The organism is Primorskyibacter sp. S187A (genome assembly GCF_049800955.1).
GTDB lineage: Bacteria > Pseudomonadota > Alphaproteobacteria > Rhodobacterales > Rhodobacteraceae > JAKVBH01.
The window spans coordinates 25,639-49,530 of the sequence record NZ_JBNAGA010000001.1 but is presented as its reverse complement, the minus strand read 5'-3'; the positions used below and the strand labels follow the sequence as shown (position 1 = coordinate 49,530).

Below are 23,892 nucleotides of genomic sequence, written 5' to 3'. Positions count from 1 at the left end.
TCAGATCCGAAACCGCAAGGTCACGCGCCGTCCCTGACGGTTGACCACAATCGTTGTGCTGCCCGCCGCGCGCCGCAACGCGCGCGCCATGTCGGTTGGCCGATCAACGGCACGACCGTCCACGCCCAAAACGAGATCCCCCAGGCGCAGACCGACCCGCGCCCCCAGGGGACCCGGATCCGTGACAACCACACCTTCGGATTGGATCGGCAGACCCAACTCAGAACTGACGGCCGGGTTGACCCGCGCCAACGCAAGCCCCTCGAGAATATCGCGGCGCCCGAGGACCATAGCCTCACGGTCGGGGACATCTGGCGGCAGGATCAATGGCACCGACACGGTCGATGGCAGCCCCCCGCGCAGAAAGGTGATCTCCGCCTCCGCGCCGATGCCTTTCACTGACATGTGAAACAACATCTCCGCCGGTGTGTTGACCGGTAGGCGATCCACCTGTGTGATGACATCTCCCGGCGCGAGCCCTGCCACGACAAAAGGGCTGGCCGGGTGCAACTCAGCGACGACCACGCCCTCGGGGATCTGCAGGCCGAGGCTTTCGGCCAAATCCGCGCTCACAGCCTGCCCCGTAATGCCCGCCCAGGGTCGCAAGAACGCACCGGCCCCCGCGCGGGCCTGAGTGACAAACTGAGCGACAAGCGAGGCCGGAATTGCAAATCCAATCCCGTTTGAGCCGCCGGAGCGCGTCAGGATCGATGTGTTCACGCCGATGAGACGGCCCTGCATATCCACCAAGGCCCCCCCCGAGTTGCCCGGGTTGATTGGCGCATCTGTTTGAATGAAATACCCCCGGCCATTGCCCGTAGCGGTGCCGGATCGCGCCAGCCCGGACACGATCCCCGAGCTGACCGTCTGCCCAACCCCAAAAGGATTGCCAATGGCCAGGACCAACTCACCAACTTCAACCGTGTTACTGTCGCGCAGCGCCAGATGCGGCATGTCTTGCGCGCCCTCAAGCTGCAGGATCGCCAAATCGCTTTCTTCATCGCCCAGCAGGACACGCGCCGAAAACTCCCGGCGATCCTTCAAAACCACACGAATATCCGTCGCTTGCCCCACCACATGGTAGTTGGACACGACAATGCCATCCGCCGAGAGAATAACGCCAGAGCCCAGTGAATTCTGAATGCGAGGGCGCGTTTGGCCAAACTCCCGGAAAAAATCGCGGAAGAACGGATCGTTGGCGAAGGGGCTTCGGCGCCTGCTTTCCACGACCCGTCGCGCGTAGATATTCACAACGGCCGGCGCGGCCTCCTGCACCAAAGGGGCGAAGCTCAGCGCAATCTCAGCCGAAGAGCTCGGGACACGGGTCTCTGCCTGTGCCGCGCCAATCCATGCCAAACATATAAGCAATACCCATTTCATTGACATCACCATATGCGAAACACGAGTGTCAAAAACAACCATCCCGCTTCTTCTGGCCCAAAATACGCATATCACGACAAAAGCAAAACGCCCCGCGGCCGGTGGACCGCGAGGCGCTTTCAAACGATTTCAAACCGCTTAGTCTGCGTCGGCCTCGGCGGCTTCGAGGCGAGCCTTGTCAGCCGCGCCCTTGGCGTCGACATCGCGGTCCACAAGCTCGATGATCGCCATCGGCGCCATGTCGCCATAGCGGAAACCGGCTTTGAGAACACGGGTGTAGCCACCCTGGCGCTCGGCATAACGGGGGCCAAGGATCTCGAAGAGTTTGGCGACGTCCTTGTCTTCTTTCAGCTGCGCTGCGGCCTGGCGGCGGGCGTGCAGGTCGCCGCGTTTGCCGAGCGTGATCAGCTTGTCCATGATCCGCTTGAGCTCTTTGGCCTTGGGCAGCGTGGTCTTGATTTGCTCATGTTCGATGAGCGAACCGGCCATGTTGGAAAAAAGCGCCTTACGGTGCTCATGGGTGCGGTTCAGGCGGCGGTAGCCTCGTGCGTGACGCATGTGTCTTTACTCCAATGTGCCCTCTACGGGCTGTTTTGCTTTGTCCGGGACCCGATGCGTGTCAGGTCCTCACCTTGGGGCAGATGCCCGGTCGCATGGGCCAAAGCCCAGGGGTTTTGTGCGATGAGGGGTCCAAATCGCACAAAATGCCCCCCGCCGCGCCGCCGGACCGAACGGTCACTGCGCAACGGGGGAATTCAGCGCCTTAGAAGCTGTCTTCGAACTTCTTGGCGAGGTCTTCGATATTGTCCGGCGGCCAGTCTTCGACATCCATGCCGAGATGCAGACCCATGCCCGAAAGCACTTCCTTGATCTCGTTGAGCGACTTGCGGCCGAAGTTCGGCGTGCGCAGCATCTCTGCTTCGGTTTTCTGGATCAGATCCCCGATGTAGACGATGTTGTCGTTCTTCAGGCAGTTGGCCGAGCGCACGGACAGCTCGAGCTCGTCGACCTTCTTGAGCAGCAGCGGGTTGAACTCCAGACCATCGTCCTCGTCCGCCTGACGCGCCGATTCCGGCTCGTCGAAGTTGACGAAGATCGAGAGCTGATCCTGCAGGATGCGCGCGGCGAAGGCCACGGCGTCCTCGGGCGTGACGGAGCCATCCGTCTCGACCTTCATGGTCAGCTTGTCATAGTCCAGAACCTGACCTTCGCGGGTCGGCTGCACATCGTAGGAGACCTTCTTGACCGGCGAGTAGATCGCATCAATCGGGATCAGACCGATGGGCGCGTCTTCCGGCTTGTTCTTGTCCGCAGAGACATAGCCTTTGCCCGTGTTCACGGTGAGCTCGACATAGAGATCCGCGCCGTCATCGAGGTGACAAATGACGTGATCCTTGTTGAGGATCTCGATCCCCGCGCTGTCAGAGATATCGCCCGCCGTCACGATGCCGGGGCCCTTGGCATTGATGGAGAGCCGCTTGGGGCCTTCCACTTCCATGCGCAGGGACACGCCTTTGAGGTTCAGCACGATATCGGTCACGTCTTCCCGCACACCGGCCACGGAGGAAAACTCGTGCAGCACGTTGTCGATCTGAACAGATGTAATCGCGCCACCTTGCAGCGACGACAGCAGAACACGACGCAGCGCATTGCCCAGTGTCAGGCCAAAGCCACGCTCCAGCGGCTCAGCGACGACAGTGGCCATACGCGACGGGTCCGCACCCGGTTTTACATCCAGCTGCGTAGGTTTGATGAGCTCAGCCCAATTTTTATGGATCATGCGTCCCTCCATACTTGTCTTGCCTCCATGTCCGAAAAGGCAAAACGCCCGAGGTTGAAATGACGAAACCGTGGCCCCGAAAACGGAGCCACGGGGTAGACAGATGCAGTGCCTTAAACGCGGCGGCGTTTGGGCGGACGGCAGCCGTTGTGCGCGATGGGCGTCACGTCGCGGATCGACGTAATGTTGAACCCGATGGCGGCCAGAGCGCGCAGCGCGGATTCACGGCCCGAACCGGGGCCCTGCACTTCAACTTCCAGTGTTTTCACACCGTGATCCTGTGCTTTCTTGCCCGCATCTTCCGCAGCCATCTGGGCGGCGTAAGGTGTGGATTTCCGCGAGCCTTTGAAACCCATGGTACCGGCAGAGGACCACGCAATCGCGTTGCCCTGTACGTCGGAAATCAGGATTTTGGTGTTGTTGAAGCTGGAGTTCACATGGGCGACGCCAGCTGCGATGTTCTTGGAGACCTTTTTCTTGGTCCTGCGTGTATCACGTGCCATTGATCAGGGCCTCCCTTACTTCTTCTTGCCAGCGATGGGTTTCGCCGGGCCTTTGCGCGTCCGCGCGTTCGTGTGGGTCCGCTGACCGCGCACGGGGAGGTTACGACGATGGCGCAGACCGCGGTAGCAGCCGAGGTCCATCAGACGTTTGATGTTCATCTGCACTTCGCGGCGCAGATCGCCTTCGACAGTGTAGTTGGCATCGATATGTTCGCGCATGGCGAGCACTTCTGCGTCAGACAGCTCGTTCACACGACGGGATGCGTCGATGTTGACGGCTTCGCAGATGGCTTTGGCCGATGCATGGCCGATACCGGTGACATAAGTGAGGGCGATGGGGACCCGCTTGTGGGTCGGGATGTTAACGCCGGCGATACGTGCCACGTGTCATGTCCTTTCGTTGCGAGCCCGTAATCCCGGGCCCTTTTTTCACAACTGAAGCCCGAAGGATTTTCCCGCGGGCTCAAGCGATGAGGTGATCCCACGTCCGGCGGGGGCGACCCGCGCTCAGTGGTATGGATCTCTTAAGAGATAGCGCGAGTTAGGGAGATTCGAGGGGGGTGTCAAGCCCGTTTGCACTTTGCCCCATACGTGCGCTGGCACACACGCGCAGGAAGACCGCGCGCAATGCCGGGAAATTCCTGTCCAAACCCGCCTGAACAAACATCTTTGGACGTATCCAAATTTCCGCAGCAGCCGCTTGAAAGGATCAAGTGCTGCGCCCACTTTCACCCTGAGGTTGTGCCCCGCAGGGTGCGTCGCTCAAAGCAGGGATCAGTCCAGGTGGCCGGCAATGGCCGCCTGCACATCGGAAATCTCACCCAACCCATCGACGGAGGAGAGCGCGCCCTTGGCGTAGTAATACCCGATCAGCGGAGATGTCTTCTTGTAGTATTCCATCAGCCGGATCTTGAGGCTTTCGGCATTGTCATCGGCGCGGCGGGAAAACTCGGTCTTGCCGCAATTGGTGCATTTACCGTCCGACGGAATGGGCTTGGTGTTGTCGTTGTAGACTTCGCCGCAGCCCGCACAGGTCGAGCGCGCGGTGATGCGGGCGACGAGGGCATCGTCATCCACCTGCATCTCGATGACACGATCGAGGCTTTGCCCCATTTCGCTGAGCAAATCGCCCAGGGCATCCGCCTGCGGCAAGGTGCGCGGGAAACCATCAAAAATGAAGCCATTGGCCTTCTCGGTCTGCAACTTTTCGCGAATGAGGCCGATCACGATCTCATCTGTGACCAGCTCGCCCCGCGCCATGACGTCGGCCACCCGATTGCCCATCTCCGTACCGGAGGTTTTGGCCTCGCGCAGCATATCGCCGGTGGAGAGTTGCACCATGCCGCGTTCCTCGACGAGGATGCGCGCCTGCGTGCCTTTACCGGCCCCCGGGGGCCCGAGCAGAATGATGTTCATGATGTCCCTCCCGAGGATCTTCAAAAGCAAGTGGCGCGCCTCTTGCGGACGCGCCACTTGAAAAGTCTTAGCCTGTTAGCGGCGCACCGGCGAGCGTTTCTTCTTGGACCCACCCCGGCCGCGCAGTTGCGACTTCTGGATCAGCCCCTCGTATTGGTGCGCCAGAAGGTGCGATTGCGCCTGTTGGATCGTGTCCATTGCCACGGAGACCACGATCAGAACGGACGTGCCGCCGAAGTAGAACGGGATCTGCAACTCGCCGCGCAAAATCTCCGGGAAGAGACAGACGACCGTCAGGTAGATCGAGCCCAGCACCAGCACGCGGTTGACCACGTATTCGAGGTATTCGGCCGTGTTCTTGCCGGGGCGGATGCCGGGCACGTAGCCGTTCTGGTTCTTCAGGTTGTCAGCCACATCGTCCACTTTGAAGCTGACGTTGAAGGTATAGAAATACGTGAAGAAGACGATCATGCTCCCGAAGAACAGCAGATAAAGCGGCTGTCCCGGCCCGAAATAGGCGAGGATCGTTGACATGATCGGGTTGGTTTGCTGGCCCGAAAAGGTCGCAATGGTTGTGGGCAGGAGTAGCAGCGAGGAGGCGAAGATCGCCGGGATCACGCCCGCCGGGTTCACCTTCACGGGCAGATGCGATTGCTGCGCCTCAGATATTTTCATCCCCTGCTGACGACGCGGATACTGGATCGTGATTTTTCGGAGCGCCCGCTCCATGAAGACCACGAAGAGGAAGGTCACCACCACCATCAGGATCACCCCGATGATGACCGCAGGGCTCAGCGCGCCGGAGCGGCCAGAGGCGAAGAACTGCGCCAGAGCGGCGGGAACTTCGGCGATGATGCCTACGAAGATGATGAGCGAGATACCGTTGCCGATGCCGCGCGCTGTGATCTGTTCGCCAAGCCACATCAGGAACATCGTGCCGCCGACCAGTGTGATCACGCAGGAGGCGCGGAAAAACAGGCCCGGATCGGTCACAAGATCGCCCGCTTCAAGGCTGACCGCGAGGCCATAGGCCTGCAGCGTTGCCAGTACGACCGTCCCGTAACGGGTGTATTGGTTGATCTTCTTGCGGCCCTGCTCGCCCTCTTTCTTGAGCTGCTCAAGCTTGGGCACCATGGCCGTCAGGAGTTGCACGATGATCGAGGCGGAGATGTAGGGCATGATGCCCAAGGCAAAGATACCCATCCGTCCGAGCGCGCCACCGGTAAACATCGAGACCATGCCCGCGATGCCCTGCCCCGCTTGCTCGACAAACTCACGCAGCGCCAGACCGTCGATACCGGGCACGGGGATGAACGTCCCCAAACGGTACACGATCAAAAGGCCTAGCGTGAAAAGAATGCGATTGCGCAGGTCGGTGGCTTTGCCGAGGGCGGCCCAGCTTGTGTTGGCCGCCATCTGTTCTGCTGCTGATACCATAGCCCGGTTTATCCTGTCGTCTGAATGCAGACGTCGCCCGGCCGGGGTCTCCAGCGGGCGACGTCGAAAACCTATTGCGTCATGTAAGGGCCGATGGGCCCTCCCACAAGCGCATTACGCAGTTGTGAGCGAACCGCCCGCTTTCTCGACCGCCTCAACAGCGGATTTCGATGCGCCTGTCACGGTGATCTTGGCTTTCGCCGTCAGCTCGCCCTTGGCCAGAACGCGCACGCCATCGAGCTTGCGGCGCACCAGACCGGAGGCCACGAGCGTGTCCTCGGTGATCTCACCGGCATCAAGCTTGCCTGCGTCGATGAATTTCTGGATCAGGCCGAGATTGACCACGGCAAACGCCTTGCGGTTGGGCTTGTTGAAGCCGCGCTTGGGCAGGCGTTGGTAGAGCGGCATCTGGCCACCCTCGTAGCCATTGATCGCCACACCGGAGCGGGACTTCTGACCCTTGATACCACGACCGGCGGTTTTACCCTTGCCGGAACCGGGGCCACGGCCCACGCGTTTTTTCGTTTTGGTCGCGCCGGGATTGTCGCGCAATTCATGCAGTTTCATATCGCTTCTCCTTTGCCGGAAGCACCCCCGAAGCGAAGTGGGATGTACACGGCGTTTCTAGATTGATTCTTGCAGTGGCTTACACCACCGGGCGCGTATAGCGAGATGGCTCTGAGCTGACAAGACCTCTCGCCTGGGCGCATGCGCGCGGCGGCCCCGGATCAGGCGCTTTGTCGCAGAACGGTCAGACAGATTCGCGGGAGGGGATCGGACACACGGGGCAGGAATCTCTTTGACCGATAGATTTTTAGGCGTATTGTTTCAGGATTAGAACCAATCCACCGTGCTCTTGGTCTTATTGGACAGAATTTCGTGGCAAGGGGAAAGTTTGGTTGAAATAGTCTTAACGCCTCGGTTAACTCTACGCGATGCCGAGTAATCGTTCTTAAGTCTTTGGAGGGACATAATTATGAAAACATCTTTTGTCGCGCTGTCTGCGGCACTTTCCATTTTCGCGCTTCCCGCATCCGCTGCGGTGCTTGATAGCTATTTCGCAACGGAAGAAGAAGCGCGCAAGCACATTGAAGCCGAAGGCGGCCCCAGTGACGATCCCTTTGTGCTGTTTGGCACAAAATGGGGCCCTGAAGAGTTGGGGACTGGTGCGAATGTCACGTACAGCTTCATGGGTGACGGCGTAAATTGCGGTGCGGTCGAAGATCCCAATTGCGGCACAATCTCCAGCTTCGGCAGCTTTATGCCCGAGGGTTGGGAAGCCGAAGTGCGCCGCGCATTCGACAGCTGGGAAGCTGTTGCGAACATCACGTTCACAGAGGTAGCGGACGATGGTGCCGCCGTTAACGCGCCAACAACTTCCGGTGACATCCGCATCGGTGGCCACGGCGTTGGCGACTTTGACGCGGTCTTTGAAGGTCACGGCGACGGTCACGGTGATGACGATGAAGACTTCGGGGCGCCGGGCGGTGTTCTCGCGCATGCGTTCTTCCCGCCCCCCAACGGCGCATCCATCGCCGGCGATATCCATTTTGACACGGCTGAGTTGTGGCAAATCGGGTTCGACGGGCCGGGTTTCGACATCTTCACTGTTATGGCCCACGAGATCGGTCACGCCATTGGCCTGCGTCACACAAGCGTTCCGAACAGCTTGATGAACCCGTTCTATGCCGAAGGGTTCACAGGGCCAGCTGCGGATGATGCCGCTGGTGCGGTTGCTCTTTACGGTGCGCCTGTAATCGTCACAGCGCCGGTTCCGCTTCCGGCGGGTCTGCCGTTGATGCTGACGGCACTGGGCGGCCTGGCGTTCTACCGTCGCCGCAAAGCTGCGTAAGCATCTCTGCTGACATCACGAAAACGCGGGCCCCTCTAGGCTCGCGTTTTTTTGTGCCTAAATGTTTAAGGCAAAAGAGGGATTTTCATGCGTTCACTTGTTTTAGCTGCATTGATCGCGCTGACCGGACCGGGAGGAGCCGCCATGGCCATGTCTGCCCGCATGACGACCGAAGCGCTCGTTGAGACATCATCCTTGATTATCGTCGGGACCTATGAGCGCACGGCGACGGCCGATGACGGCCGGACCTACGGCATCATCACGGCGACGGATGTTCTGGCGGGCGAGGCCCCAGAGCAAATCCGCCTCGCCATTCCACAGCCCGGTCAACCCATCAACAGCAGCATGGCGCTGCATGATGTTGGCCAATCTGGCCTGTGGTTTCTCAAGAGGCTCAAGTCCGGTGCCTATTCCGCAAACCATCCGCAACGCTTCCTGGCCAGCGACCGCGCGGGCGCTTTGATCCAAGAGGTTGAGGCACTGGTCGGACAATAGGCCACCTCGCATCACGCGACGCCGCCCAACTCCTAAATGCAAAAACGCCCCGTGGCGGAACCACGGGGCGTTTTCTCATTCCTGAAAGTGCGGCGGGCTTAGCCGCGCTCTTCGACGATCTCGACCAGATGCGGGATCTTGCGGATCATGCCGCGCACGGAAGGGGTATCTTCCAGCTCGCGCGTCTTGTGCATCTTGTTCAGGCCCAGACCGATCAATGTCGCGCGCTGATCTTGCGGGCGGCGGATCGGGGAGCCGATTTGTTTGACAACAATGGTTTTGGCCATGGGTCTTTACTCCTTACGCGTCAGCAGCTTCGGGCGCGGCTGTTTCTTCCGGCTTGCGCAGGATGTCAGCCACTTTCTTGCCACGGCGCTGAGCGACCTGACGGGGCGAGCTCTCTTTAGTGAGCCCGTTGATGGTCGCGCGGATCATGTTGTAGGGGTTTTGCGAGCCGATGGACTTCGCAACAACGTCCTGAACACCCAGCATCTCGAAGACGGCCCGCATTGGACCACCGGCGATGATACCTGTACCTTGCGGGGCGGTGCGCATGACCACTTTACCGGCGCCGTGACGGCCTTCGATATCGTGGTGCAGCGTGCGGCCTTCGCGCAGCGGCACGCGGATCATCTGGCGCTTGGCTTGCTCGGTGGCCTTGCGGATCGCCTCGGGCACCTCTTTGGCTTTACCTTTGCCGAAACCGACACGGCCTTTTTGATCGCCCACAACCACAAGTGCGGCAAAGCCAAAGCGCTTACCACCTTTCACGGTCTTGGATACCCGGTTGATCGCGACCAGGCGGTCGGCGAATTCGGGTGTCTCGTCGCGATCGCGGCGGCCCCGGCCTCTGTTTTCACGTTCTGCCATCTGGCAATTCCTCTCGATTGGCGCGCTCCGGGCGCCGATTTTGGTCAATCGCAGTGCTCCGGGGATTATCCGGGGCCTCGATCATCGAGGGGCGCCCCTTGCGGCACGCCCCTACTCTTGTCTTAGAACTTCAGACCGCCTTCACGCGCAGCGTCGGCCAGAGCCTTGACGCCACCATGAAAGAGAAAGCCACCACGGTCGAAGTAGCATTCTTCGACACCGGCCTTCTTGGCGCGTTCTGCAATCGCCGCACCGACCTTGGAGGCCGCTTCGACGTTGTTCTTGCCAACCACACCGAGGTCTTTCTCGAGCGTCGAGGCGGCGGCAAGGGTCTTGCCGGCCACGTCGTCGATCAGTTGGACCGAGATGTTCTTGTTGGAACGGTGGACGGACATGCGGATGCGGCCCGCGTTCACCTTGCGAAGTTTGTTCCGGACGCGCTGGCGGCGCTTCTGGAACAGGTCCCGTTTGCTGTTTGCCATTTCTTGCGTCCTTACTTCTTCTTGCCTTCCTTCTGGAAGATGTATTCGCCCTTGTAGCGGATGCCTTTGCCTTTGTAGGGCTCGGGCTTGCGCCAGTCGCGAATGTTCGCCGCCACCTGGCCCACCAGTTGAGCGTCGTGACCTTCGATCACGATCTCTGTCTGTTTTGGGCATGTGACAGTGACACCGTCCGGAATGGGAAAGTCCACGTCGTGGGAGAGGCCGAGGTTCAGCTTCAGGACATTGCCCTGCAGTGCGGCACGATAACCAACACCCTGAATCTCAAGCTCTTTCTTGAAGGTCGAGGTCACACCATGCACCATGTTGGCGACTATCGTGCGGCTCATGCCCCATTGCTGACGCGCGCGCTTGGATTTGCCGCGCGGGCTGACGGTCACAACATTGCCGTCCACCTCGAGGGTGACGTCATCTGTGGCCGTGAAGCTCTGGGAGCCCTTGGGGCCCTTCACCTCAATGGTCTGACCCGAGAGGCTGGCTGTGACGCCATCGGGCAGGTCCACGGGTTTCTTACCGATACGAGACATCGATCAAACCCTCCTTAGAAGACTGTGCAAAGCACTTCGCCGCCAACGTTGGCCGCGCGTGCATTTGCATCAGACATGACGCCCTTGGGAGTGGAGACGATGGAAACACCCAGGCCCTGACGGACGGAGGGGATATCGTTCACACCCATGTACACACGACGGCCCGGCTTGGAAATCCGCTTCAATTCGCGGATCACAGGCGCGCCTTCATAGTACTTCAGGCTGATTTCAAGCGTCGGGTGGCCCGCCGCGTCGGTGGCTTTCTCATAACCGCGGATGTAGCCCTCGTCTGCGAGCACATCGAGCACCCAGGCGCGCAGTTTGGAAGCCGGTGTCGAGACGACCGACTTGCCACGCATCTGGCTGTTGCGGATCCGGGTGAGCATATCGCCAATAGGATCGTTCATCTTTTCTCCCCCTTACCAGCTGGACTTGACCATGCCGGGCAGCATCCCCTTGGACCCGAGGTCCCGGAGCGCAATACGGCTGATCTTCAGCTTGCGGTAATAGGCGTGCGGACGCCCGGTGAGTTGGCAACGGTTGTGCATCCGTGTGGGTGCAGAGTTGCGCGGCAGTTTCGCCAGCTTCAGGCGCGCCTTGAAGCGCTCTTCCATCGGCTTGCTTTCGTCATTCGCGATCTCTTTGAGCTCGGCACGCTTGGTGGCGTATTTCGCAACCAGCCGGGCCCGCTTCTTCTCGCGTTCGATCATTGCTTTCTTAGCCATGATGTCCTCCGGCTCAGCTGTTGAAGGGCATGTTGAAATGCTTCAACAGCGCCTTTGCTTCCGCATCATTCGGTGCGGTTGTTGCGATCACGATGTCCAGGCCCCAGGGCTCGTCAACTTTGTCGAAGTCGATTTCCGGGAAGACGATGTGCTCCTTGATGCCCATGGCGTAGTTGCCACGGCCGTCAAAGCTCTTGCCCGAGACACCGCGGAAGTCGCGGATCCGGGGCATCGCCACAGTGATGAGACGGTCCAGGAAGTCGTACATGCGGGCGCCACGCAGGGTCGCTTTCGCACCCATCGGCATGCCCTCACGAACGCGGAAGCCCGCGATGGAGTTCTTGGCGATGGTTGTCACGGCGTGTTGACCGGCAATCGCTGTCAGATCCGCTTGCGCAGACTTGGCTTTCTTGCTGTCACGCACAGCCGCACGACCGCAGCCGATGTTCAGGACGATCTTGTCCAGACGCGGGATCTGCATGTCGTTGCCGTAGCCGAACTCTTCTTTCATCTTGGCACGGATTTCCGTGTCATAAAGAGTGCGCAGACGCGGGGTATAGTTCGCAGTATCAAGCATCGATCACGTCCCCCGTGGTCTTGGCGTAACGGACCTTCTTGTCGCCTTCCATGCGGAAGCCAACGCGGGTCGCTTTGCCGTCTTTGTCGAGCAGAGCGAGGTTCGAGAGGTCAATCGGCATCGCTTTGGGGATGCGACCGCCCTGGCTCGTCTGGGTTTGGCGTGTGGCGCGGATGGCGATGTTCACACCATCGACAACGGCCTTGCCGGCTTTGGGGTCAACAGAAGAGATCGTACCCTTCTTGCCCTTGTCCTTGCCAGCAAGCACGATGACTTCGTCACCTTTGCGGAGTTTGGCAGCCATTACAGCACCTCCGGAGCAAGCGAGATGATCTTCATGAAGTTCTTGGCACGCAGCTCGCGCACAACCGGCCCGAAGATACGGGTACCGACAGGCTCGTTGTTGTTATTGAGAATAACAGCTGCGTTGCGATCGAAACGGATCGCTGTGCCATCTTCACGACGGACTTCCTTGGCGGTGCGCACGACAACGGCCTTGCGGACGTCACCTTTCTTTACGCGACCACGCGGGATGGCTTCCTTAACGGAGACCACGATAACGTCACCGACGCTCGCGTATTTCCGCTTGGACCCACCCAGAACCTTGATGCACTGAACCCGGCGTGCGCCGGAGTTGTCAGCCACATCCAGATTGGTCTGCATCTGGATCATGAGGTTTCTCCTGACCTATGGGGGCTGGTCTTGTTATCTCCCCCAGGGTTTCGATTGAAAAAGCCGAAAAGGCTCCGGTGGCTTACGCCTCCAGAACCTCCCAGCGTTTTGTCTTGGAACGCGGCGCGCATTCGATAATGCGGACCTTGTCTCCCACCTTGAAGGTGTTCTTCTCATCGTGCGCCCGGTATTTCTTGGACTTACGAATGGTCTTCTTGAGGACCGGATGCGTGAAGCGGCGCTCCACGGATACTGTCACGGTCTGCTCGTTTTTGTCGGATGTGACGGTGCCTGTCAGGATGCGTTTGGGCATATCTGTGGTCCTTTACTCTGCAGCCGCGCGGGCTTTTTCGTTCAGGATCGTGTTGACCCGAGCGACGTCGCGCTTGACCTGACGCATGCGCGCCGTGTTTTCCAATTGGCCAGTGGCCTGCTGGAACCGCAGGTTGAAGGCTTCTTTCTTGAGGTTGGTCAGCTCTTCGCGAAGCTGATCCGGCGTTTTGTCACGCAGATCGGTGGCGTTCATGCGCCTGTTCCTTTCAACAATCACCGGAGGGCCCGCTCGCACATGCGATAGGTCACCCTGATTCCCGATGGAGTGGATGATGAAGTGGCCGTATAGGCGGCTTGACTGGCCTTGGCAAGCCCTATCCCCAAGGGCCGTGATGGCAGTGATGCGACCGCCCGACAAGCCTCCGAAAAGCGGCCTCGCCAGTGGTTGTCCGGCATAGGTTGCGCCCGGGACCTTGCGCGGACCGATTAAAGCGCAAATGGCAACAATTCCGCCCAATTCAGATCGGTGTTTCCCCGAGGGCGCCAAAATGGCCGCTGCAAGCCTCTCCAGAGACCTCGCGCTTGACCCGCCTGTCCGAGGTTCCTAGCGTCTGTTAACTGTGTTTAGGAGTACCCGCTATGTTATGGCTTCTCGCGCTTGCCGTGCCTGTTCTGCTGCTGCCGCTCGTTGATATGGGCGATGGGGACAGCTCCGATGATGACGGCATGCCCGCCGATCCCGAACCGCCCACGCCCGGCGACGATGGCACGGCCTTCCTCGTTGGCTCCGGCGAGGTTGTCACGGGGACATCGGGGAATGATGTCTTCGTCGCAGATCCGGCCGTGGAGACGGCTGCGGGCAGCACGATCAACGCAGGTGCGGGCGATGACATTATTCAGTTCCCCATTGTCCCCGGCCCGTCGGACGCTGGCGCATTTTCCGGCGAGATCAATGGCGAGGCGGGCAATGACCGCATCCTGGTTGATGCGGAGGAGGTCGACGTCAATGGCGGCACCGGAGATGACACGATTTCAGGCGAAGTCATCGGCGGCTCCGAGATCTCCGGCGGTGCGGGCGACGATGACATAACCATCACGTCGATCCCTGGCGACAACGCCACCATCACTGGCGACGCTGGAGACGACCGGCTGGACCTGCGCACGCGGGGCGATATCACCAGTCTGATCGCATCCGGCGGCGCGGGCGATGATACGATCATCACCGATGGTGTCGTTCTGGGCGGCACCGGCTATGTGCTGCAAACCGACGGAGGCGCGGGGGACGACACGCTGATCCACGAGGTCGACACTTTCCTGACCTCCAATGATCTGAGCGACATCCTGTCACCAAGCTCCATGAGCGGCGGCGCGGGAACGGACACGTTTGAAATCGCCGCGGTGAGCCTCGGCGGTGTGTTCTCGGAAGGGCCGGATGATCCCGAAGAGATCACGACCGCGCTGATAAACATCACCGATTTCGCACCCCAGGACGAAACGATTGAGTTCGATCTCGCTGGTCTGGCCTCCAACGATAGCGCGGCGATCACTGTGACAGAGGATGAAGACGCTGGGACAACAACCGTGACGCTGGACATCGAAAAGCCCAATGGCCCGGATCAGGAGATCGTCGTGACGTTGAATGCCACAGGGCTGACGGCCAACAACATCGTGACCTCTGGCGGCCCTGTAACGCCGATTGCAATCCTGTAGGCCCGCGCCGCTGTTTGCACATGAGAGGCGAACCTCTACCGCCAGCCTGCCCGACGCCCGGTCAATGTGCCAAAGGACGATAGCACCGTCAGCGTTTCAGTGACGCCCACGCTGATCTTACCCTTGGACCGGCTGGGCTCCGCCCGTTCGCGCCTCAAAAGCTCCGCTGGAGCTTTTGCCAAGCATACGCTTGGACCGGCTGGGCTCCGCCCGTTCGCGCCTCAAAAGCTCCGCTGGAGCTTTTGCCAAGCATACCCTTGGACCGGCTGGGCTCCGCCCGTTCGCGCCTCAAAAGCTCCGCTGGAGCTTTTGCCAAGCATACCCTTGGACCGGCTGGGCTCCGCCCAATCGCACCTCAAAAGCTCCACTGGAGCTTTTGCCAAGCATACGCTTGGACCGGCGCTCACTCCCACCGATAGTTGAAACTCACGCTCACCCGTTCGTCCTCGGCCATGTTCATGGGCACTTCATGGCGCAGCCAGCTTTCCCAGAGCAGTACGTCACCCACCGAGGGCTTTTGATAGACGAAGGTCCGCAATTCCTCCCGCGCGTCCTTGCGGCGGGGCGGCGCGGCCATCATGCGTTCAGAACGCGGGTCTTCCAGCTTGAGGGCGGAGGCACCCTCCGGCATCGCGACATAGGTCGTGCCGGAGATGACCGAATGGGGGTGGATGTGGCTGGCATGCATGCCACCCTCTGGCAGGATGTTGATCCAGATATCCTCCAGCACCAACGCACGGCCATCGAGGTCAAACTCCAGATCCTCGGCAAAAGCCGCGACATGGGCGTCAAGGCATTTGACCAGTTCGGCAAAGATCGGAAAGCGCCAGGGCAGATCGGACAGCGAGGCGTAGGAGGTATAGCCCGGATAGCCGTTCTCCTCCGACCACGCCTGCCCCGCCTCATCATCCTCGGCGATGGTGAAACAGGAGGCTTCCAGTTCGGCTTGGTCGATCTTGGGCGCCTGCTCCGAGAGAGCTGCGCGGTAGAGGCGGGTCACGAAGAGAGAAGAAATCTGGGGCATACACGCCCTCTATCGCGGTTCCGGAAAAACCGCGAGACGTTTTCGGAAAGATTGCCGCGCCGCAGATTGGGTTCACCTTCTGCATCGCTCTTTCATCCCTAGAGCCGCTTGGAGCCACAGAGACCGCGAGTGCTGCCAGGAGACCAACGGCCTCAGCCGGCACGAATGGCCGTCTGACGCGCCCGCCGCACAACACGGGCGCAGCGATTGCAATTGAGCTTGGTCGTCAGCCCATTCCTTTGCCGACCCTGTCAGCTCGCAACCGATGGCGTCCGTCCCGACGGGTAGATCAGCCGCCTGCGGACAGCGCCGCAGTCGCCGCTTGCCGCTAGATGAGCTTTTGAAGCAACGCGCCGAGTTGTTCCCGCTGGGCCGTTGTCAGCGGCGCCGTCAGCTCTGCATTCACGTCATTTACGATGTCGTGGAGGCTTGGCGCCAGCGCGCTTCCCCCCTGTGTCGCGTGGACGGTGAACGCGCGCCTGGACGTTGGATGCTGGCGGCGTGCAACAAAACCGGCTTTCTCCAAATGGTCGATTGCTCGGCTGATTGCATAGGGTGGCATCGAAAACCGTGCGCCGATTTCAGTCTGCGTCAGGCCATCAAATTCCAGAACAGTCATCATTACCGCAAATTGCTGCAGGTTGAGCCCGTGCGGTGCCAGCCGCTCTTCCATCGACTGGTTCAATCGGCGAGCGATCTGCTGAATCATCCAGCCATAGCTGGTCGTTCTGGTGCGATGTGTATCTTCTTCGACTGACATAGGGTGCCATACCTCAGGAACGTATCATCTACAACATTCGCAAAAGATACTGTTGCAAATGCAAGTAAATACGATATAGTTCACCCAGCTTCAGATGGGAGGGCACCATGCGTCGATATCACCCCTTACTCGTCACACTGCACTGGCTACTTGCCGTGATGGTCATTGGCGGTCTTGTCATGGGCACATTTGCTCTTGCGGCAACTCCCAATGACGACCCCTTCAAAATCACGGCTTTGACAATGCACATGGGTATGGGGGTCCTGATCCTTGTGTTGATGATCTTTCGCCTGATTGTGCGCTTTGCCACATCCAAGCCACCGCACGCCGATATTGGCAACGCGCTGCTGAACAAGGGTGCAATTGCCGCGCATTGGGTTTTCTATTTTCTCGTCATTGCGATGTGCCTGTCGGGGCTGGCCACAGCCAATATCGCGGGCCTGCCTGCGATCGTTTTCGGTGGTTCTGGCGAGCCATTGCCCGCTAACTTCGACGACATCCCCCCAAGGGTGGCCCACGGCATCATTGCGACCCTTCTGGGCCTGTTGATCCTCGCGCACATCTTGGCGGGGTTCTATCACCACTACGTGCGCAAGGACGGGCTTTTGGGGCGGATGTGGTATGGCCAGCGCGATGCGTAGCCTCGTCGGGTTCGTCAACGAGATTGCTGGCATTCTGTATGTCGGCGGCATTGCATCGCACATTGTCATCGGGGCCACCGTCGGAACACCTGACGCTGAAACCGCTTATACCGTCTACACATACAAGGAACTGAGCGCCTATATCCTCATTCTTCCCGGTCTGGCGCTCAAGATCCTCTGTGATCTGATCCTCTACGTTTTTTATCATGAGCGCGCCAATTGGATGAAAGTAAAGGCCGTCCTGGTTGCGTTTCTGACGGTCAACGCTTTTTTGTTCCTGGTCCCCATGATGCCAGAGCTACGTGCCCTTGCGGACGCTACAAAAGCGACGGGCGATCTCGCCGCTTTCCACGCGCTCGAAAACCGTGAGGCGCTGGTCGGCATGTCGAACGCCATCCCCTTGGCGCTGGAACTCATCCTCGGACACTTCAAGCCCAGGCTCTTTGGGGAAAGAAGAGCGGCTTAGGGCTCTCAGCTGTCATTTACAGCTCCATCTGACCGACGAAAGGCACAAGAGCAAACCTTGCCCGCGACTGATGTAGGGGCGACGGTTTTGGAAAAGGGTCGCCCGGTCACACGTGTGAGGGCTCGAACACTTCCGCGCAATGGTCAGAAGATGCGTTTTGGTGTTTCGGCTTTTGGCAGTGTTTGCGCGCGGCCACGCGTGTTTTCATCGCAGTGAAACGTGAAAGCGCGCTATTGCAAGTTGGGTGCTCAGGTCAAAGCACAAGTGGACGGCGCGCGCGTTGCCTGATCTGTGCGCGTCCCGTCTGGCGCGCGGGCGGGTCCCTGCGTATATCGGGGCACCTTATGCAAGCGGATCCTTTCCATGGCCAAACGCGCTCCCTTTGAGATTGCCGGACACCAGATCGCTCCGGGCACCCGCCAGACGATTGATCTGCCGGTCAGCACGCTGTCGAACCATACGCCCGTGGGCCTTGCGGCTCATGTGGTGCATGGCACACATGCGGGCCCCACGATCTTTGTCAGCGCGGGTGTGCATGGTGATGAGGTCATCGGGATCGAGATCGTCCGGCGCCTGCTCAAGGCCCCGGCCCTGCGGCGCCTGAAAGGCACGCTGATCGCGGTGCCGATTGTGAACTCCTTCGGTTTTCTCAACCGCTCGCGCTATCTGCCCGACCGGCGCGATCTGAACCGCTCCTTTCCCGGCCATGAAGGCGGCTCGCTGGCGGCCCGGCTGGCGCATCTCTTTCTTGGGGAGATCGTGGCGCGTTGCGATCTGGGCATAGATCTGCATTCCGCCGCGATCCACCGGACGAATTATCCGCAAATCCGTGTCTCACCCGATGACGCGGCCATGCGCGCGCTCGCAGATGTCTTTGGCGCGCCGATCATCATGCAATCTGACCTGCGAGACGGCAGCTTGCGCGCGGAGGCCCGTGCCGTGGGCACGCCGATCCTGCTCTATGAGGCGGGTGAGGGATTGCGGTTTGACGAATACTCGGCGCGCGTGGGTCAGATCGGCATTCTGCGGGTCATGGCGCAGCTGGGCATGATCCCCGCGCGCAGCGTGCGCCCGCCCAAGACCCCGCCGCAATTCTGCGCGTCGAGCAAATGGCTGCGCGCACCCATGGGCGGCCTCTTCCGCGGCTTTCGCGGCGAGGGGGATCTGGTGGCGGCAGGCGATGTGCTGGGCGTGGTCTCTGATCCGTTTGGCGAAGAAGAGCAGGAGATCGCAGCCCAATTCGACGGGATCATCGTGGGCAAAGCGGTCCTGCCCGTGGTCAATGAAGGCGACGCGGTCTTTCATGTGGCACGGGTGGCCTCGCTCGCCCGCGCGGAAGATGCGCTGGATGGGCATTCGACGCAATTGGCGGATGACCCGATGTTTGATGAAGACGAGATTATCTGAGCGCCAGCGCATGACCTCAATCACGGCCAAGACTTGCGTGCAGACAAGGCAGCTGTTTTCGGAGGAGGTCTACACAGGCACAGCGACCCGCGCTCGGGGCGAGGCTCTGCAGATGGGCCTTCACCAAGCGAAACAGGCCAGAGATGGTCTGAGCGGGAGACCCGCTCAGAACCTGAAATGCCATGTCAGCCCGCGGCGCGCATCGTAGCCTGGAATGAGGCGATACGCTCGGGCCTTCAAAAACCCGCCGCAGACGTGGCCAGCGTTTGATTGCGGGAATCCACTCTCCGCTGAACGGCCGCGCAAGCCTCGATGTTTCCCTCCATACAGGCGGCATCGAGCTTTCGGCTGGCTTCGATCTCCGCAGGTGAATCGCAGGCGCTGAGCGCGAGCACTGCAAGAATGAGGTATCTTTTCATGAATGTTCTTTCTCGGTTTGTTGGGGTTGTGCACCGATCTGACCAGCGAAGAAGGAAAACGGAGGCTTTGGCCCTTGCTGAAAAGCTGCGGAACAAAACCCCCGTTTGGGATAGGGTATTCGTGAGTGATGGCCTTAGATCTTCCTGATCAGTTTCGATGGATCAGGTGTCGCCCAGTTGTCCGTTCATGTCGTCCAACCCGTCACGCTGGGACAGTTCTTTTCGAAAATTCGTGGGGGTTTGTCCGGTATGTCGCTTGAACGCGTTGTAAAAGGAAGACCGCGCGTTGAAGCCCACATCATAGGTGATGGTCAAAACCGACGCGTCTGTCGTGGCGAGCAATGTTTTGGCTTCGGCAATCCGGTAGCTGTTTACAAAGTCGAAGAAACTCTCCCCCATAACCTCATTGAGCGTTTGGGAGATGTAATTGGACGAAGCGCCGGTATGTCGCGCCAAGGCCCAGAGCGACAGATTGGGATCCCGGTGCAAGTGATCGACTTCCATGGCGCGGCGCAGCTTGCGGCTGAGCCGATCCGAGGCCTCCGGGCTCAATGCGGATTTCTCGTATTTGCCAGCGGCATGCGCGTCTGTCTGAGCGGGCCCGCGCGCGGCGTCAGGGGCCAAAGGCGGGCGTTGCCGAATGCCCCAGAGCGTGAGCGCGCTGACAAGGACGAACCCGGCCAGGCTTGCCACCGCCTCGACCCAGGGCGGCGTCTCTCCAAACCCAACGGTCGCGAACAAGACGAGCACCATGGTCAGCCAAAACGAAAACCCCAGCCCGCCAATGATGTATATCCAGCGCAGCTCGTAGCGTTCGGTACTCGAGTAATACTCCCGCAAGGTGAGCCGAAATTCCGAGAGGCGGCGTATGATCAAGACGAGATAGAGCGCGATCTGGGGGAACACCGCGATGTGGAGCAGTCCCACCAAAACGCCAAGTGACATCCCCCATGCGGAGTTTGGCTCAAGCTCATCCCCGACCAGTGCCACGCGCAGCGAGACCGGAGAGAGCAGCACGAGGATGGCGGCAAGAACGGCAACGGCAGGCAGGGCAAAATGCCGGGCGAGGCGCGTCGGCATCTGCTGGTCTGGCGCGGTCAGGACATGGACATAAAGCCAGAACAGCGGGGCCAGCAAAAACGAACTTGGCATGGTGATGAAATCAACCGTCGCGCCATAGCTGCGAGGGAACATGGCAAGCATCTGGATAAAGGCATCCGGCATGTTGTTGAGCGCAATTGCAAGGAGGAAAACGGCGAAGGTCCGGCTGATCCGGGAATGCCGGGTTTGCATCACACAGAACGCCGCGCCGAACAGGGCAATGGCCACGGACCCGAGCGCTGTCATTTCCACCAGAATATTGTCCATAGCCCCAAGGCCTCTCACGCAGGCTGCCCCACATCCTATTGCGGAAGAAGGCCCCGCGCATAGTCTTCTATAAAGCCGTTTCTGTTTGTCACGGCCGCTCGGACCCGCCCGGTGGTCAGCTCGGCGGCCATGATGGCATCAAAGCCGAAGTTGCGGCCCTCGTGCCAAATAACACGCCCCGGCTCAACGAACACGCCCAAACCCGATTGCTGGCTCACAGGTGTGGTCATGCGCTCGGCAAGTCCTGCGGGCAAAAGCGCGTGCCGTTTGCCCCGCAGACTTTCGAGGATCGCCTGGAGGATTTTTGCAAGATCGGAGGCAGTGGCCCATAGCCCGGCAGCCGCGCTTTCCGGGTGCCTGCGGAAACCGCCTTCCAGGTTCTGACCGTTCTCATGAGCGCCGTAGGCAAAGGGCGTCTCAGGCGTGATTGCAAAGGTAGCCGCCCGCGCGCCGACAGGCTGCAGCACGGCGCGTGTTGCGTAGTCAGCGAACGACTGGCCCGTCACATCTTCGATCAGCATCTGCAAAACGGTGGTGCCGCCGCCACTATACCTGAATGGGCCAAACAGCCGGGGGCGGGCCCGGACCGCGCCGGAATTCGCGGGGGACCGCCCCCCGAGGATCGCCAGAAGATCCGGCAGATCGTCAGAGGGGCCGTATCCTCCAAAGCCATGCACGGAGGTCCCCGCAGTGTGAGACATCAGCTCGGCAATCGTCGCGGTATCGCCGCGCAAGCCCGGCAATTGCCACCGTCTGAGATACTGGTTCACCGGCGCGTCAAGCTGCAGGTGATCCTCCCGGACGAGGGTCAGGATGGCGAGCGATGTCACGGTTTTGGAACAGGACGCGACCTGAAACAACGTGCTGTCATCAACAGCGAGATCGGCGCGCGCCATTCCCCCGTGTTGCACCGTCAGAAGGCCATCGTTGATGGCGGCAATCTGGTAGCCCACTGCGCCTGTCGCGTTGTGCTGCGCCAAAGGCAGACGCGCCAGCGGTGCGGATGCCAGAGCCAGGCTCATGGCGTTAAAGGTTCTTCGGTTCATGGATGTGATCGTCTCGCTTCCGGTTTGGGCCAGAGTGTCTGGCCCTTTCGCGGACGAGATGACTTGTGATATCAGGCGTGTCGCCTGTGCCTATAGGGCTGGACACGAAGGTGACGCGGTTGATTGCACATCACACCTGCGGCCCGCGCGGTGCGCGTGTTTGCCCTGCGCGACACTGGTCAACCCCGCAAGGCATCGGGCGTCTGCTCCTCCCGACAATCGGGCGCGACTATGGCTGCGGCGGCCCCGCTTGCTGGCGCGCGATCACACCCATGATTGCGGCCACCAAGCGCGAGACATTCAGGCCTCCGATGCCGTCCACATCTGCTTCGGGCAGGATTTCCACAACATCAACCGCCGCGATATGGCCGCGCTCTGCCACTGCCAGGATCAACTCCAACACTTGGTAGTAGCTCATCCCGCCCGGCGCGCGCCCGATTGTGTTGGGCGCAACTGAAGGGTCGAGCGCGTCGATGTCGATACACAGGATGACCTCCGCCCCCGGCGCGATCTGATCGATTGCTGGCTGCATGCCTTGGCGGTGCAGGTCGAGCCCCGTGAAGAATTTTACTCCCCAGGACAAGGCATCCTCGAAATCCGACGAATGCCCGGACCCGATGCCACGGGCACCGACCTGAACGATCTTCTCGATATGCGCCATTTCGGACGCGCGCCGCATCGTGGAAGACAGCCCCATGGTCTCGCCCATATGAGTATCGCGCCAATCGATATGCGCATCGATCTGCAGGATCGTATAGGATTTCCCCGTCTCCCCCATGGCCTCGATCATCGGGATGGGAACGGAATCATCTCCGCCGATCAAAATGGGCACAACGCCACGACAAACGATCTTGGAGATGGCATTGCGGATCGTGGCGCGGTTCGCCGCAAAATCGCTGTCGCTCCAGGGCAGGTCACCGCAATCCACTGCGCGCCTGGTTCCGTCGGGAAAGGTCGGGCCGCCGAGGTCGAAATTGTGCCGATCGATATTGGCGCTGAGCGAGGCGATAGCGCGCCGGAGGGAGGCAGGCCCGTTTTGCGCATAGGCGCCAACCGATGCGTAGGGCGTTGCGCATGGCGCGCCAATGAAGGCGGATGAGGCGTCAATCGTCTCGAGATCGTCGCACAGCTCGAGGCCCAGAAAAGTCTTCACATCGCCCGCACCAAAAAGGGCCGCAAGATCGGGTGTTGTGCTCATCGGATGCTCCCGTCGCCATTGCCTCTCAAGGCCTACAAGCCGACGCGACGCAACGCCAGCGCGAACCGCTGGTGTGACCCGTTGGCCTATCGCCCTGCGGGCTGGCGTTGAGTTTTTGAAACCAGCGCGCCATTGTCCATCGCATGATTTATGTCCTGGCCTACCCGGAGTTCGAACCATTCTGCGCGACGCGCATTGATGACTTCCGGGCGGCGCATGAACCGCACAGGGCGAAGCTGGTTCCGCCGCACATCACCTTGGTGTTTGGCGCACAGAGCGCACACGCGCAGGTGATTACCGACTTGGCCCTCGCGGTTGCAGACCAAACTCAAGAATTCCCTGTTATCTTCGACGAGCACGCCATCGAATTTGATCCTTTCGAGCAAAAGCACAAAATCTTTCTGCTCTGCGGGGATGGAGCGCACCAAGTAACGGCTATGCACAAGCAACTCTATGAGGGGGATCACCGCGCAGACCTCAGCGCGGCACATCCGTTTCGCCCCCATATGACAATCGCGACATATGCCGAGCGCGCGCAAATCGAGTGCGTTGATGTTGCCGATGCGGGCGACCTTCCGCTCCGAGGCACATTGCGCGCGCTGGACATCGTTCGGTTTTCCAATGGCACGCTGACTTCGCTCAAGAAAATTCCGTTTCGTCGGTAGACGGGTCACGCAGAGAGCGAGCACATGGGCATGGTTTGGCTCCCGTAAAGCGGGACCAATCCCGCCCTGTGCACAAAGCACGTTTATTGGAAGACGTGGGTCCGAGCGCGCGGCCAAATCAAACGTTCCAGTGCTCGCATCGTGAGGTGGCATGTGTCCAAAACCCCTAACGCAATTCCAA

Annotated in this window: 32 protein-coding genes; 7 read left to right on the top strand and 25 right to left on the bottom strand. The window is 60.1% G+C overall.

The window, feature by feature from the left end; all coding sequences use genetic code 11:
* The 8 genes from ACP15S_RS00290 to rplO form a co-directional block, all read right to left on the bottom strand.
* Positions 1-1,380, bottom strand: a complete 1,380-nt coding sequence (locus ACP15S_RS00290; RefSeq protein ID WP_425037363.1) for a trypsin-like peptidase domain-containing protein — start codon at positions 1,378-1,380, stop codon at positions 1-3.
* Positions 1,381-1,518: 138 nt separating this feature from the next.
* On the bottom strand, positions 1,519-1,938 hold the full coding sequence (gene rplQ / locus ACP15S_RS00285) for a 50S ribosomal protein L17 (RefSeq protein WP_425037361.1): 420 nt from the start codon (positions 1,936-1,938) through the stop codon (positions 1,519-1,521).
* A gap of 205 nt (positions 1,939-2,143) precedes the next feature.
* Complete coding sequence (locus ACP15S_RS00280) at positions 2,144-3,160, bottom strand: DNA-directed RNA polymerase subunit alpha (protein ID WP_425037360.1); 1,017 nt, start codon at positions 3,158-3,160, stop codon at positions 2,144-2,146.
* Between the two features lie 113 nt (positions 3,161-3,273).
* Positions 3,274-3,663, bottom strand: coding sequence for a 30S ribosomal protein S11 (gene rpsK, locus ACP15S_RS00275; RefSeq protein ID WP_425037358.1), 390 nt, complete (start codon positions 3,661-3,663; stop codon positions 3,274-3,276).
* Positions 3,664-3,678: 15 nt separating this feature from the next.
* Entirely contained in the window at positions 3,679-4,047 is a 369-nt protein-coding gene (gene rpsM, locus ACP15S_RS00270) for a 30S ribosomal protein S13 (protein ID WP_425037357.1), read from the bottom strand.
* A gap of 390 nt (positions 4,048-4,437) precedes the next feature.
* Positions 4,438-5,079 carry an adenylate kinase gene (locus tag ACP15S_RS00265; RefSeq protein ID WP_425037356.1) on the bottom strand — a complete coding sequence of 214 codons (642 nt, stop codon included), beginning with the start codon at positions 5,077-5,079 and terminating at the stop codon, positions 4,438-4,440.
* 75 nt (positions 5,080-5,154) lie between these two features.
* Positions 5,155-6,516, bottom strand: coding sequence for a preprotein translocase subunit SecY (gene secY / locus ACP15S_RS00260; protein WP_425037354.1), 1,362 nt, complete (start codon positions 6,514-6,516; stop codon positions 5,155-5,157).
* Positions 6,517-6,630: 114 nt separating this feature from the next.
* On the bottom strand, positions 6,631-7,083 hold the full coding sequence (gene rplO / locus ACP15S_RS00255; RefSeq protein ID WP_425037353.1) for a 50S ribosomal protein L15: 453 nt from the start codon (positions 7,081-7,083) through the stop codon (positions 6,631-6,633).
* A gap of 409 nt (positions 7,084-7,492) precedes the next feature.
* On the opposite strand from rplO, the gene ACP15S_RS00250 reads away from it, so the two are divergent.
* Both ACP15S_RS00250 and ACP15S_RS00245 read left to right on the top strand, forming a co-directional pair.
* A complete protein-coding gene (locus ACP15S_RS00250; RefSeq protein WP_425037351.1) occupies positions 7,493-8,368 on the top strand; it encodes a matrixin family metalloprotease in 876 nt (291 codons plus the stop codon).
* An 87-nt stretch (positions 8,369-8,455) separates the two neighbouring features.
* Positions 8,456-8,863: a hypothetical protein gene (locus ACP15S_RS00245; protein ID WP_425037349.1), complete on the top strand. Its 408-nt coding sequence runs from the start codon at positions 8,456-8,458 to the stop codon at positions 8,861-8,863.
* 98 nt (positions 8,864-8,961) lie between these two features.
* On the opposite strand, the gene rpmD is transcribed toward ACP15S_RS00245, so the two are convergent.
* The 11 genes from rpmD to rpmC all read right to left on the bottom strand — a co-directional run bounded on the left by rpmD (position 8,962) and on the right by rpmC (position 13,260).
* Positions 8,962-9,150, bottom strand: a complete 189-nt coding sequence (rpmD, locus tag ACP15S_RS00240) for a 50S ribosomal protein L30 (RefSeq protein WP_425037347.1) — start codon at positions 9,148-9,150, stop codon at positions 8,962-8,964.
* Positions 9,151-9,163: 13 nt separating this feature from the next.
* Positions 9,164-9,733 carry a 30S ribosomal protein S5 gene (gene rpsE / locus ACP15S_RS00235; RefSeq protein ID WP_425037346.1) on the bottom strand — a complete coding sequence of 190 codons (570 nt, stop codon included), beginning with the start codon at positions 9,731-9,733 and terminating at the stop codon, positions 9,164-9,166.
* A gap of 122 nt (positions 9,734-9,855) precedes the next feature.
* On the bottom strand, positions 9,856-10,215 hold the full coding sequence (gene rplR / locus ACP15S_RS00230) for a 50S ribosomal protein L18 (protein WP_425037344.1): 360 nt from the start codon (positions 10,213-10,215) through the stop codon (positions 9,856-9,858).
* A gap of 11 nt (positions 10,216-10,226) precedes the next feature.
* Entirely contained in the window at positions 10,227-10,760 is a 534-nt protein-coding gene (gene rplF / locus ACP15S_RS00225) for a 50S ribosomal protein L6 (RefSeq protein WP_425037342.1), read from the bottom strand.
* A gap of 14 nt (positions 10,761-10,774) precedes the next feature.
* On the bottom strand, positions 10,775-11,167 hold the full coding sequence (rpsH, locus tag ACP15S_RS00220) for a 30S ribosomal protein S8 (RefSeq protein ID WP_425037340.1): 393 nt from the start codon (positions 11,165-11,167) through the stop codon (positions 10,775-10,777).
* A 12-nt stretch (positions 11,168-11,179) separates the two neighbouring features.
* Positions 11,180-11,485: a 30S ribosomal protein S14 gene (rpsN, locus tag ACP15S_RS00215; RefSeq protein WP_425037338.1), complete on the bottom strand. Its 306-nt coding sequence runs from the start codon at positions 11,483-11,485 to the stop codon at positions 11,180-11,182.
* A gap of 13 nt (positions 11,486-11,498) precedes the next feature.
* Complete coding sequence (gene rplE / locus ACP15S_RS00210) at positions 11,499-12,062, bottom strand: 50S ribosomal protein L5 (RefSeq protein ID WP_425037337.1); 564 nt, start codon at positions 12,060-12,062, stop codon at positions 11,499-11,501.
* Positions 12,055-12,366, bottom strand: a complete 312-nt coding sequence (gene rplX / locus ACP15S_RS00205) for a 50S ribosomal protein L24 (protein WP_425037335.1) — start codon at positions 12,364-12,366, stop codon at positions 12,055-12,057. The genes rplE and rplX overlap by 8 nt, the downstream gene beginning before the upstream one ends.
* A complete protein-coding gene (gene rplN, locus ACP15S_RS00200) occupies positions 12,366-12,734 on the bottom strand; it encodes a 50S ribosomal protein L14 (protein ID WP_106609251.1) in 369 nt (122 codons plus the stop codon). The genes rplX and rplN overlap by 1 nt, the downstream gene beginning before the upstream one ends.
* An 82-nt stretch (positions 12,735-12,816) precedes the next feature.
* Complete coding sequence (rpsQ, locus tag ACP15S_RS00195; protein WP_425037333.1) at positions 12,817-13,047, bottom strand: 30S ribosomal protein S17; 231 nt, start codon at positions 13,045-13,047, stop codon at positions 12,817-12,819.
* Between the two features lie 12 nt (positions 13,048-13,059).
* Positions 13,060-13,260: a 50S ribosomal protein L29 gene (rpmC, locus tag ACP15S_RS00190; protein ID WP_425037331.1), complete on the bottom strand. Its 201-nt coding sequence runs from the start codon at positions 13,258-13,260 to the stop codon at positions 13,060-13,062.
* Positions 13,261-13,646: 386 nt separating this feature from the next.
* Here rpmC and ACP15S_RS00185 point away from each other — a divergent pair, with 386 nt between their 5' ends.
* Positions 13,647-14,717 (top strand): calcium-binding protein, encoded by a 1,071-nt coding sequence (locus ACP15S_RS00185; protein ID WP_425037329.1) that lies wholly within the window; start codon positions 13,647-13,649, stop codon positions 14,715-14,717.
* A 403-nt stretch (positions 14,718-15,120) separates the two neighbouring features.
* On the opposite strand, the gene ACP15S_RS00180 is transcribed toward ACP15S_RS00185, so the two are convergent.
* The gene (locus tag ACP15S_RS00180) at positions 15,121-15,741 is read right to left on the bottom strand and encodes a 2OG-Fe(II) oxygenase family protein (RefSeq protein WP_425037327.1); all 621 of its coding nucleotides are present in this window, start codon (positions 15,739-15,741) and stop codon (positions 15,121-15,123) included.
* 328 nt (positions 15,742-16,069) lie between these two features.
* Complete coding sequence (locus ACP15S_RS00175) at positions 16,070-16,501, bottom strand: MarR family winged helix-turn-helix transcriptional regulator (RefSeq protein WP_425037325.1); 432 nt, start codon at positions 16,499-16,501, stop codon at positions 16,070-16,072.
* A 107-nt stretch (positions 16,502-16,608) separates the two neighbouring features.
* Here ACP15S_RS00175 and ACP15S_RS00170 point away from each other — a divergent pair, with 107 nt between their 5' ends.
* The 3 genes from ACP15S_RS00170 to ACP15S_RS00160 all read left to right on the top strand — a co-directional run bounded on the left by ACP15S_RS00170 (position 16,609) and on the right by ACP15S_RS00160 (position 19,015).
* Entirely contained in the window at positions 16,609-17,142 is a 534-nt protein-coding gene (locus tag ACP15S_RS00170) for a cytochrome b (protein WP_425037323.1), read from the top strand.
* Positions 17,123-17,608 (top strand): enoyl-CoA hydratase, encoded by a 486-nt coding sequence (locus ACP15S_RS00165; RefSeq protein ID WP_425037321.1) that lies wholly within the window; start codon positions 17,123-17,125, stop codon positions 17,606-17,608. Before ACP15S_RS00170 ends, ACP15S_RS00165 begins: the two co-directional genes overlap by 20 nt.
* Before the next feature lie 363 nt (positions 17,609-17,971).
* Complete coding sequence (locus ACP15S_RS00160; protein ID WP_425037319.1) at positions 17,972-19,015, top strand: succinylglutamate desuccinylase/aspartoacylase family protein; 1,044 nt, start codon at positions 17,972-17,974, stop codon at positions 19,013-19,015.
* A 236-nt stretch (positions 19,016-19,251) separates the two neighbouring features.
* Here the strand turns inward: ACP15S_RS00160 and ACP15S_RS00155 are convergent, their stop codons facing one another.
* From ACP15S_RS00155 to ACP15S_RS00140, 4 genes are all read right to left on the bottom strand, one after another.
* Positions 19,252-19,434: a hypothetical protein gene (locus ACP15S_RS00155; RefSeq protein WP_425037317.1), complete on the bottom strand. Its 183-nt coding sequence runs from the start codon at positions 19,432-19,434 to the stop codon at positions 19,252-19,254.
* A gap of 162 nt (positions 19,435-19,596) precedes the next feature.
* A complete protein-coding gene (locus tag ACP15S_RS00150) occupies positions 19,597-20,802 on the bottom strand; it encodes a helix-turn-helix domain-containing protein (protein ID WP_425037316.1) in 1,206 nt (401 codons plus the stop codon).
* Positions 20,803-20,837: 35 nt separating this feature from the next.
* On the bottom strand, positions 20,838-21,848 hold the full coding sequence (locus ACP15S_RS00145) for a serine hydrolase domain-containing protein (RefSeq protein ID WP_425037314.1): 1,011 nt from the start codon (positions 21,846-21,848) through the stop codon (positions 20,838-20,840).
* A 229-nt stretch (positions 21,849-22,077) separates the two neighbouring features.
* Positions 22,078-23,046 carry an arginase family protein gene (locus tag ACP15S_RS00140; RefSeq protein WP_425037312.1) on the bottom strand — a complete coding sequence of 323 codons (969 nt, stop codon included), beginning with the start codon at positions 23,044-23,046 and terminating at the stop codon, positions 22,078-22,080.
* A gap of 143 nt (positions 23,047-23,189) precedes the next feature.
* Here ACP15S_RS00140 and ACP15S_RS00135 point away from each other — a divergent pair, with 143 nt between their 5' ends.
* Positions 23,190-23,711 (top strand): 2'-5' RNA ligase family protein, encoded by a 522-nt coding sequence (locus tag ACP15S_RS00135; protein ID WP_425037310.1) that lies wholly within the window; start codon positions 23,190-23,192, stop codon positions 23,709-23,711.
* The last annotated feature ends 181 nt before the right edge of the window (positions 23,712-23,892 follow it).

Excerpts from the sequence above, each read along its gene's own strand:
- ACP15S_RS00180 (WP_425037327.1), bottom strand. The coding sequence starts at position 15,741 with ATGCCCCAGATTTCTTCTCTCTTCGTGACCCGCCTCTACCGCGCAGCT.
- rpsQ (WP_425037333.1), bottom strand. The coding sequence starts at position 13,047 with ATGCCCAAACGCATCCTGACAGGCACCGTCACATCCGACAAAAACGAG.
- ACP15S_RS00140 (WP_425037312.1), bottom strand. The coding sequence starts at position 23,046 with ATGAGCACAACACCCGATCTTGCGGCCCTTTTTGGTGCGGGCGATGTG.
- rpsK (WP_425037358.1), bottom strand. The coding sequence starts at position 3,663 with ATGGCACGTGATACACGCAGGACCAAGAAAAAGGTCTCCAAGAACATC.
- ACP15S_RS00145 (WP_425037314.1), bottom strand. The coding sequence starts at position 21,848 with ATGAACCGAAGAACCTTTAACGCCATGAGCCTGGCTCTGGCATCCGCA.
- ACP15S_RS00265 (WP_425037356.1), bottom strand. The coding sequence starts at position 5,079 with ATGAACATCATTCTGCTCGGGCCCCCGGGGGCCGGTAAAGGCACGCAG.
- rplN (WP_106609251.1), bottom strand. The coding sequence starts at position 12,734 with ATGATCCAGATGCAGACCAATCTGGATGTGGCTGACAACTCCGGCGCA.
- ACP15S_RS00250 (WP_425037351.1), top strand. The coding sequence starts at position 7,493 with ATGAAAACATCTTTTGTCGCGCTGTCTGCGGCACTTTCCATTTTCGCG.
- rpsH (WP_425037340.1), bottom strand. The coding sequence starts at position 11,167 with ATGAACGATCCTATTGGCGATATGCTCACCCGGATCCGCAACAGCCAG.
- ACP15S_RS00245 (WP_425037349.1), top strand. The coding sequence starts at position 8,456 with ATGCGTTCACTTGTTTTAGCTGCATTGATCGCGCTGACCGGACCGGGA.
- rplF (WP_425037342.1), bottom strand. The coding sequence starts at position 10,760 with ATGTCTCGTATCGGTAAGAAACCCGTGGACCTGCCCGATGGCGTCACA.
- rplO (WP_425037353.1), bottom strand. The coding sequence starts at position 7,083 with ATGAAACTGCATGAATTGCGCGACAATCCCGGCGCGACCAAAACGAAA.
- secY (WP_425037354.1), bottom strand. The coding sequence starts at position 6,516 with ATGGTATCAGCAGCAGAACAGATGGCGGCCAACACAAGCTGGGCCGCC.
- rpsN (WP_425037338.1), bottom strand. The coding sequence starts at position 11,485 with ATGGCTAAGAAAGCAATGATCGAACGCGAGAAGAAGCGGGCCCGGCTG.
- ACP15S_RS00280 (WP_425037360.1), bottom strand. The coding sequence starts at position 3,160 with ATGATCCATAAAAATTGGGCTGAGCTCATCAAACCTACGCAGCTGGAT.
- ACP15S_RS00165 (WP_425037321.1), top strand. The coding sequence starts at position 17,123 with ATGGCCAGCGCGATGCGTAGCCTCGTCGGGTTCGTCAACGAGATTGCT.
- rplQ (WP_425037361.1), bottom strand. The coding sequence starts at position 1,938 with ATGCGTCACGCACGAGGCTACCGCCGCCTGAACCGCACCCATGAGCAC.
- rpmD (WP_425037347.1), bottom strand. The coding sequence starts at position 9,150 with ATGGCCAAAACCATTGTTGTCAAACAAATCGGCTCCCCGATCCGCCGC.
- ACP15S_RS00155 (WP_425037317.1), bottom strand. The coding sequence starts at position 19,434 with ATGAAAAGATACCTCATTCTTGCAGTGCTCGCGCTCAGCGCCTGCGAT.
- rpmC (WP_425037331.1), bottom strand. The coding sequence starts at position 13,260 with ATGAACGCCACCGATCTGCGTGACAAAACGCCGGATCAGCTTCGCGAA.
- ACP15S_RS00150 (WP_425037316.1), bottom strand. The coding sequence starts at position 20,802 with ATGGACAATATTCTGGTGGAAATGACAGCGCTCGGGTCCGTGGCCATT.
- ACP15S_RS00290 (WP_425037363.1), bottom strand. The coding sequence starts at position 1,380 with ATGAAATGGGTATTGCTTATATGTTTGGCATGGATTGGCGCGGCACAG.
- ACP15S_RS00175 (WP_425037325.1), bottom strand. The coding sequence starts at position 16,501 with ATGTCAGTCGAAGAAGATACACATCGCACCAGAACGACCAGCTATGGC.
- rpsE (WP_425037346.1), bottom strand. The coding sequence starts at position 9,733 with ATGGCAGAACGTGAAAACAGAGGCCGGGGCCGCCGCGATCGCGACGAG.
- ACP15S_RS00160 (WP_425037319.1), top strand. The coding sequence starts at position 17,972 with ATGGCCAAACGCGCTCCCTTTGAGATTGCCGGACACCAGATCGCTCCG.
- rplE (WP_425037337.1), bottom strand. The coding sequence starts at position 12,062 with ATGCTTGATACTGCGAACTATACCCCGCGTCTGCGCACTCTTTATGAC.
- ACP15S_RS00170 (WP_425037323.1), top strand. The coding sequence starts at position 16,609 with ATGCGTCGATATCACCCCTTACTCGTCACACTGCACTGGCTACTTGCC.
- rplX (WP_425037335.1), bottom strand. The coding sequence starts at position 12,366 with ATGGCTGCCAAACTCCGCAAAGGTGACGAAGTCATCGTGCTTGCTGGC.
- rplR (WP_425037344.1), bottom strand. The coding sequence starts at position 10,215 with ATGGCAAACAGCAAACGGGACCTGTTCCAGAAGCGCCGCCAGCGCGTC.
- ACP15S_RS00185 (WP_425037329.1), top strand. The coding sequence starts at position 13,647 with ATGTTATGGCTTCTCGCGCTTGCCGTGCCTGTTCTGCTGCTGCCGCTC.
- ACP15S_RS00135 (WP_425037310.1), top strand. The coding sequence starts at position 23,190 with ATGATTTATGTCCTGGCCTACCCGGAGTTCGAACCATTCTGCGCGACG.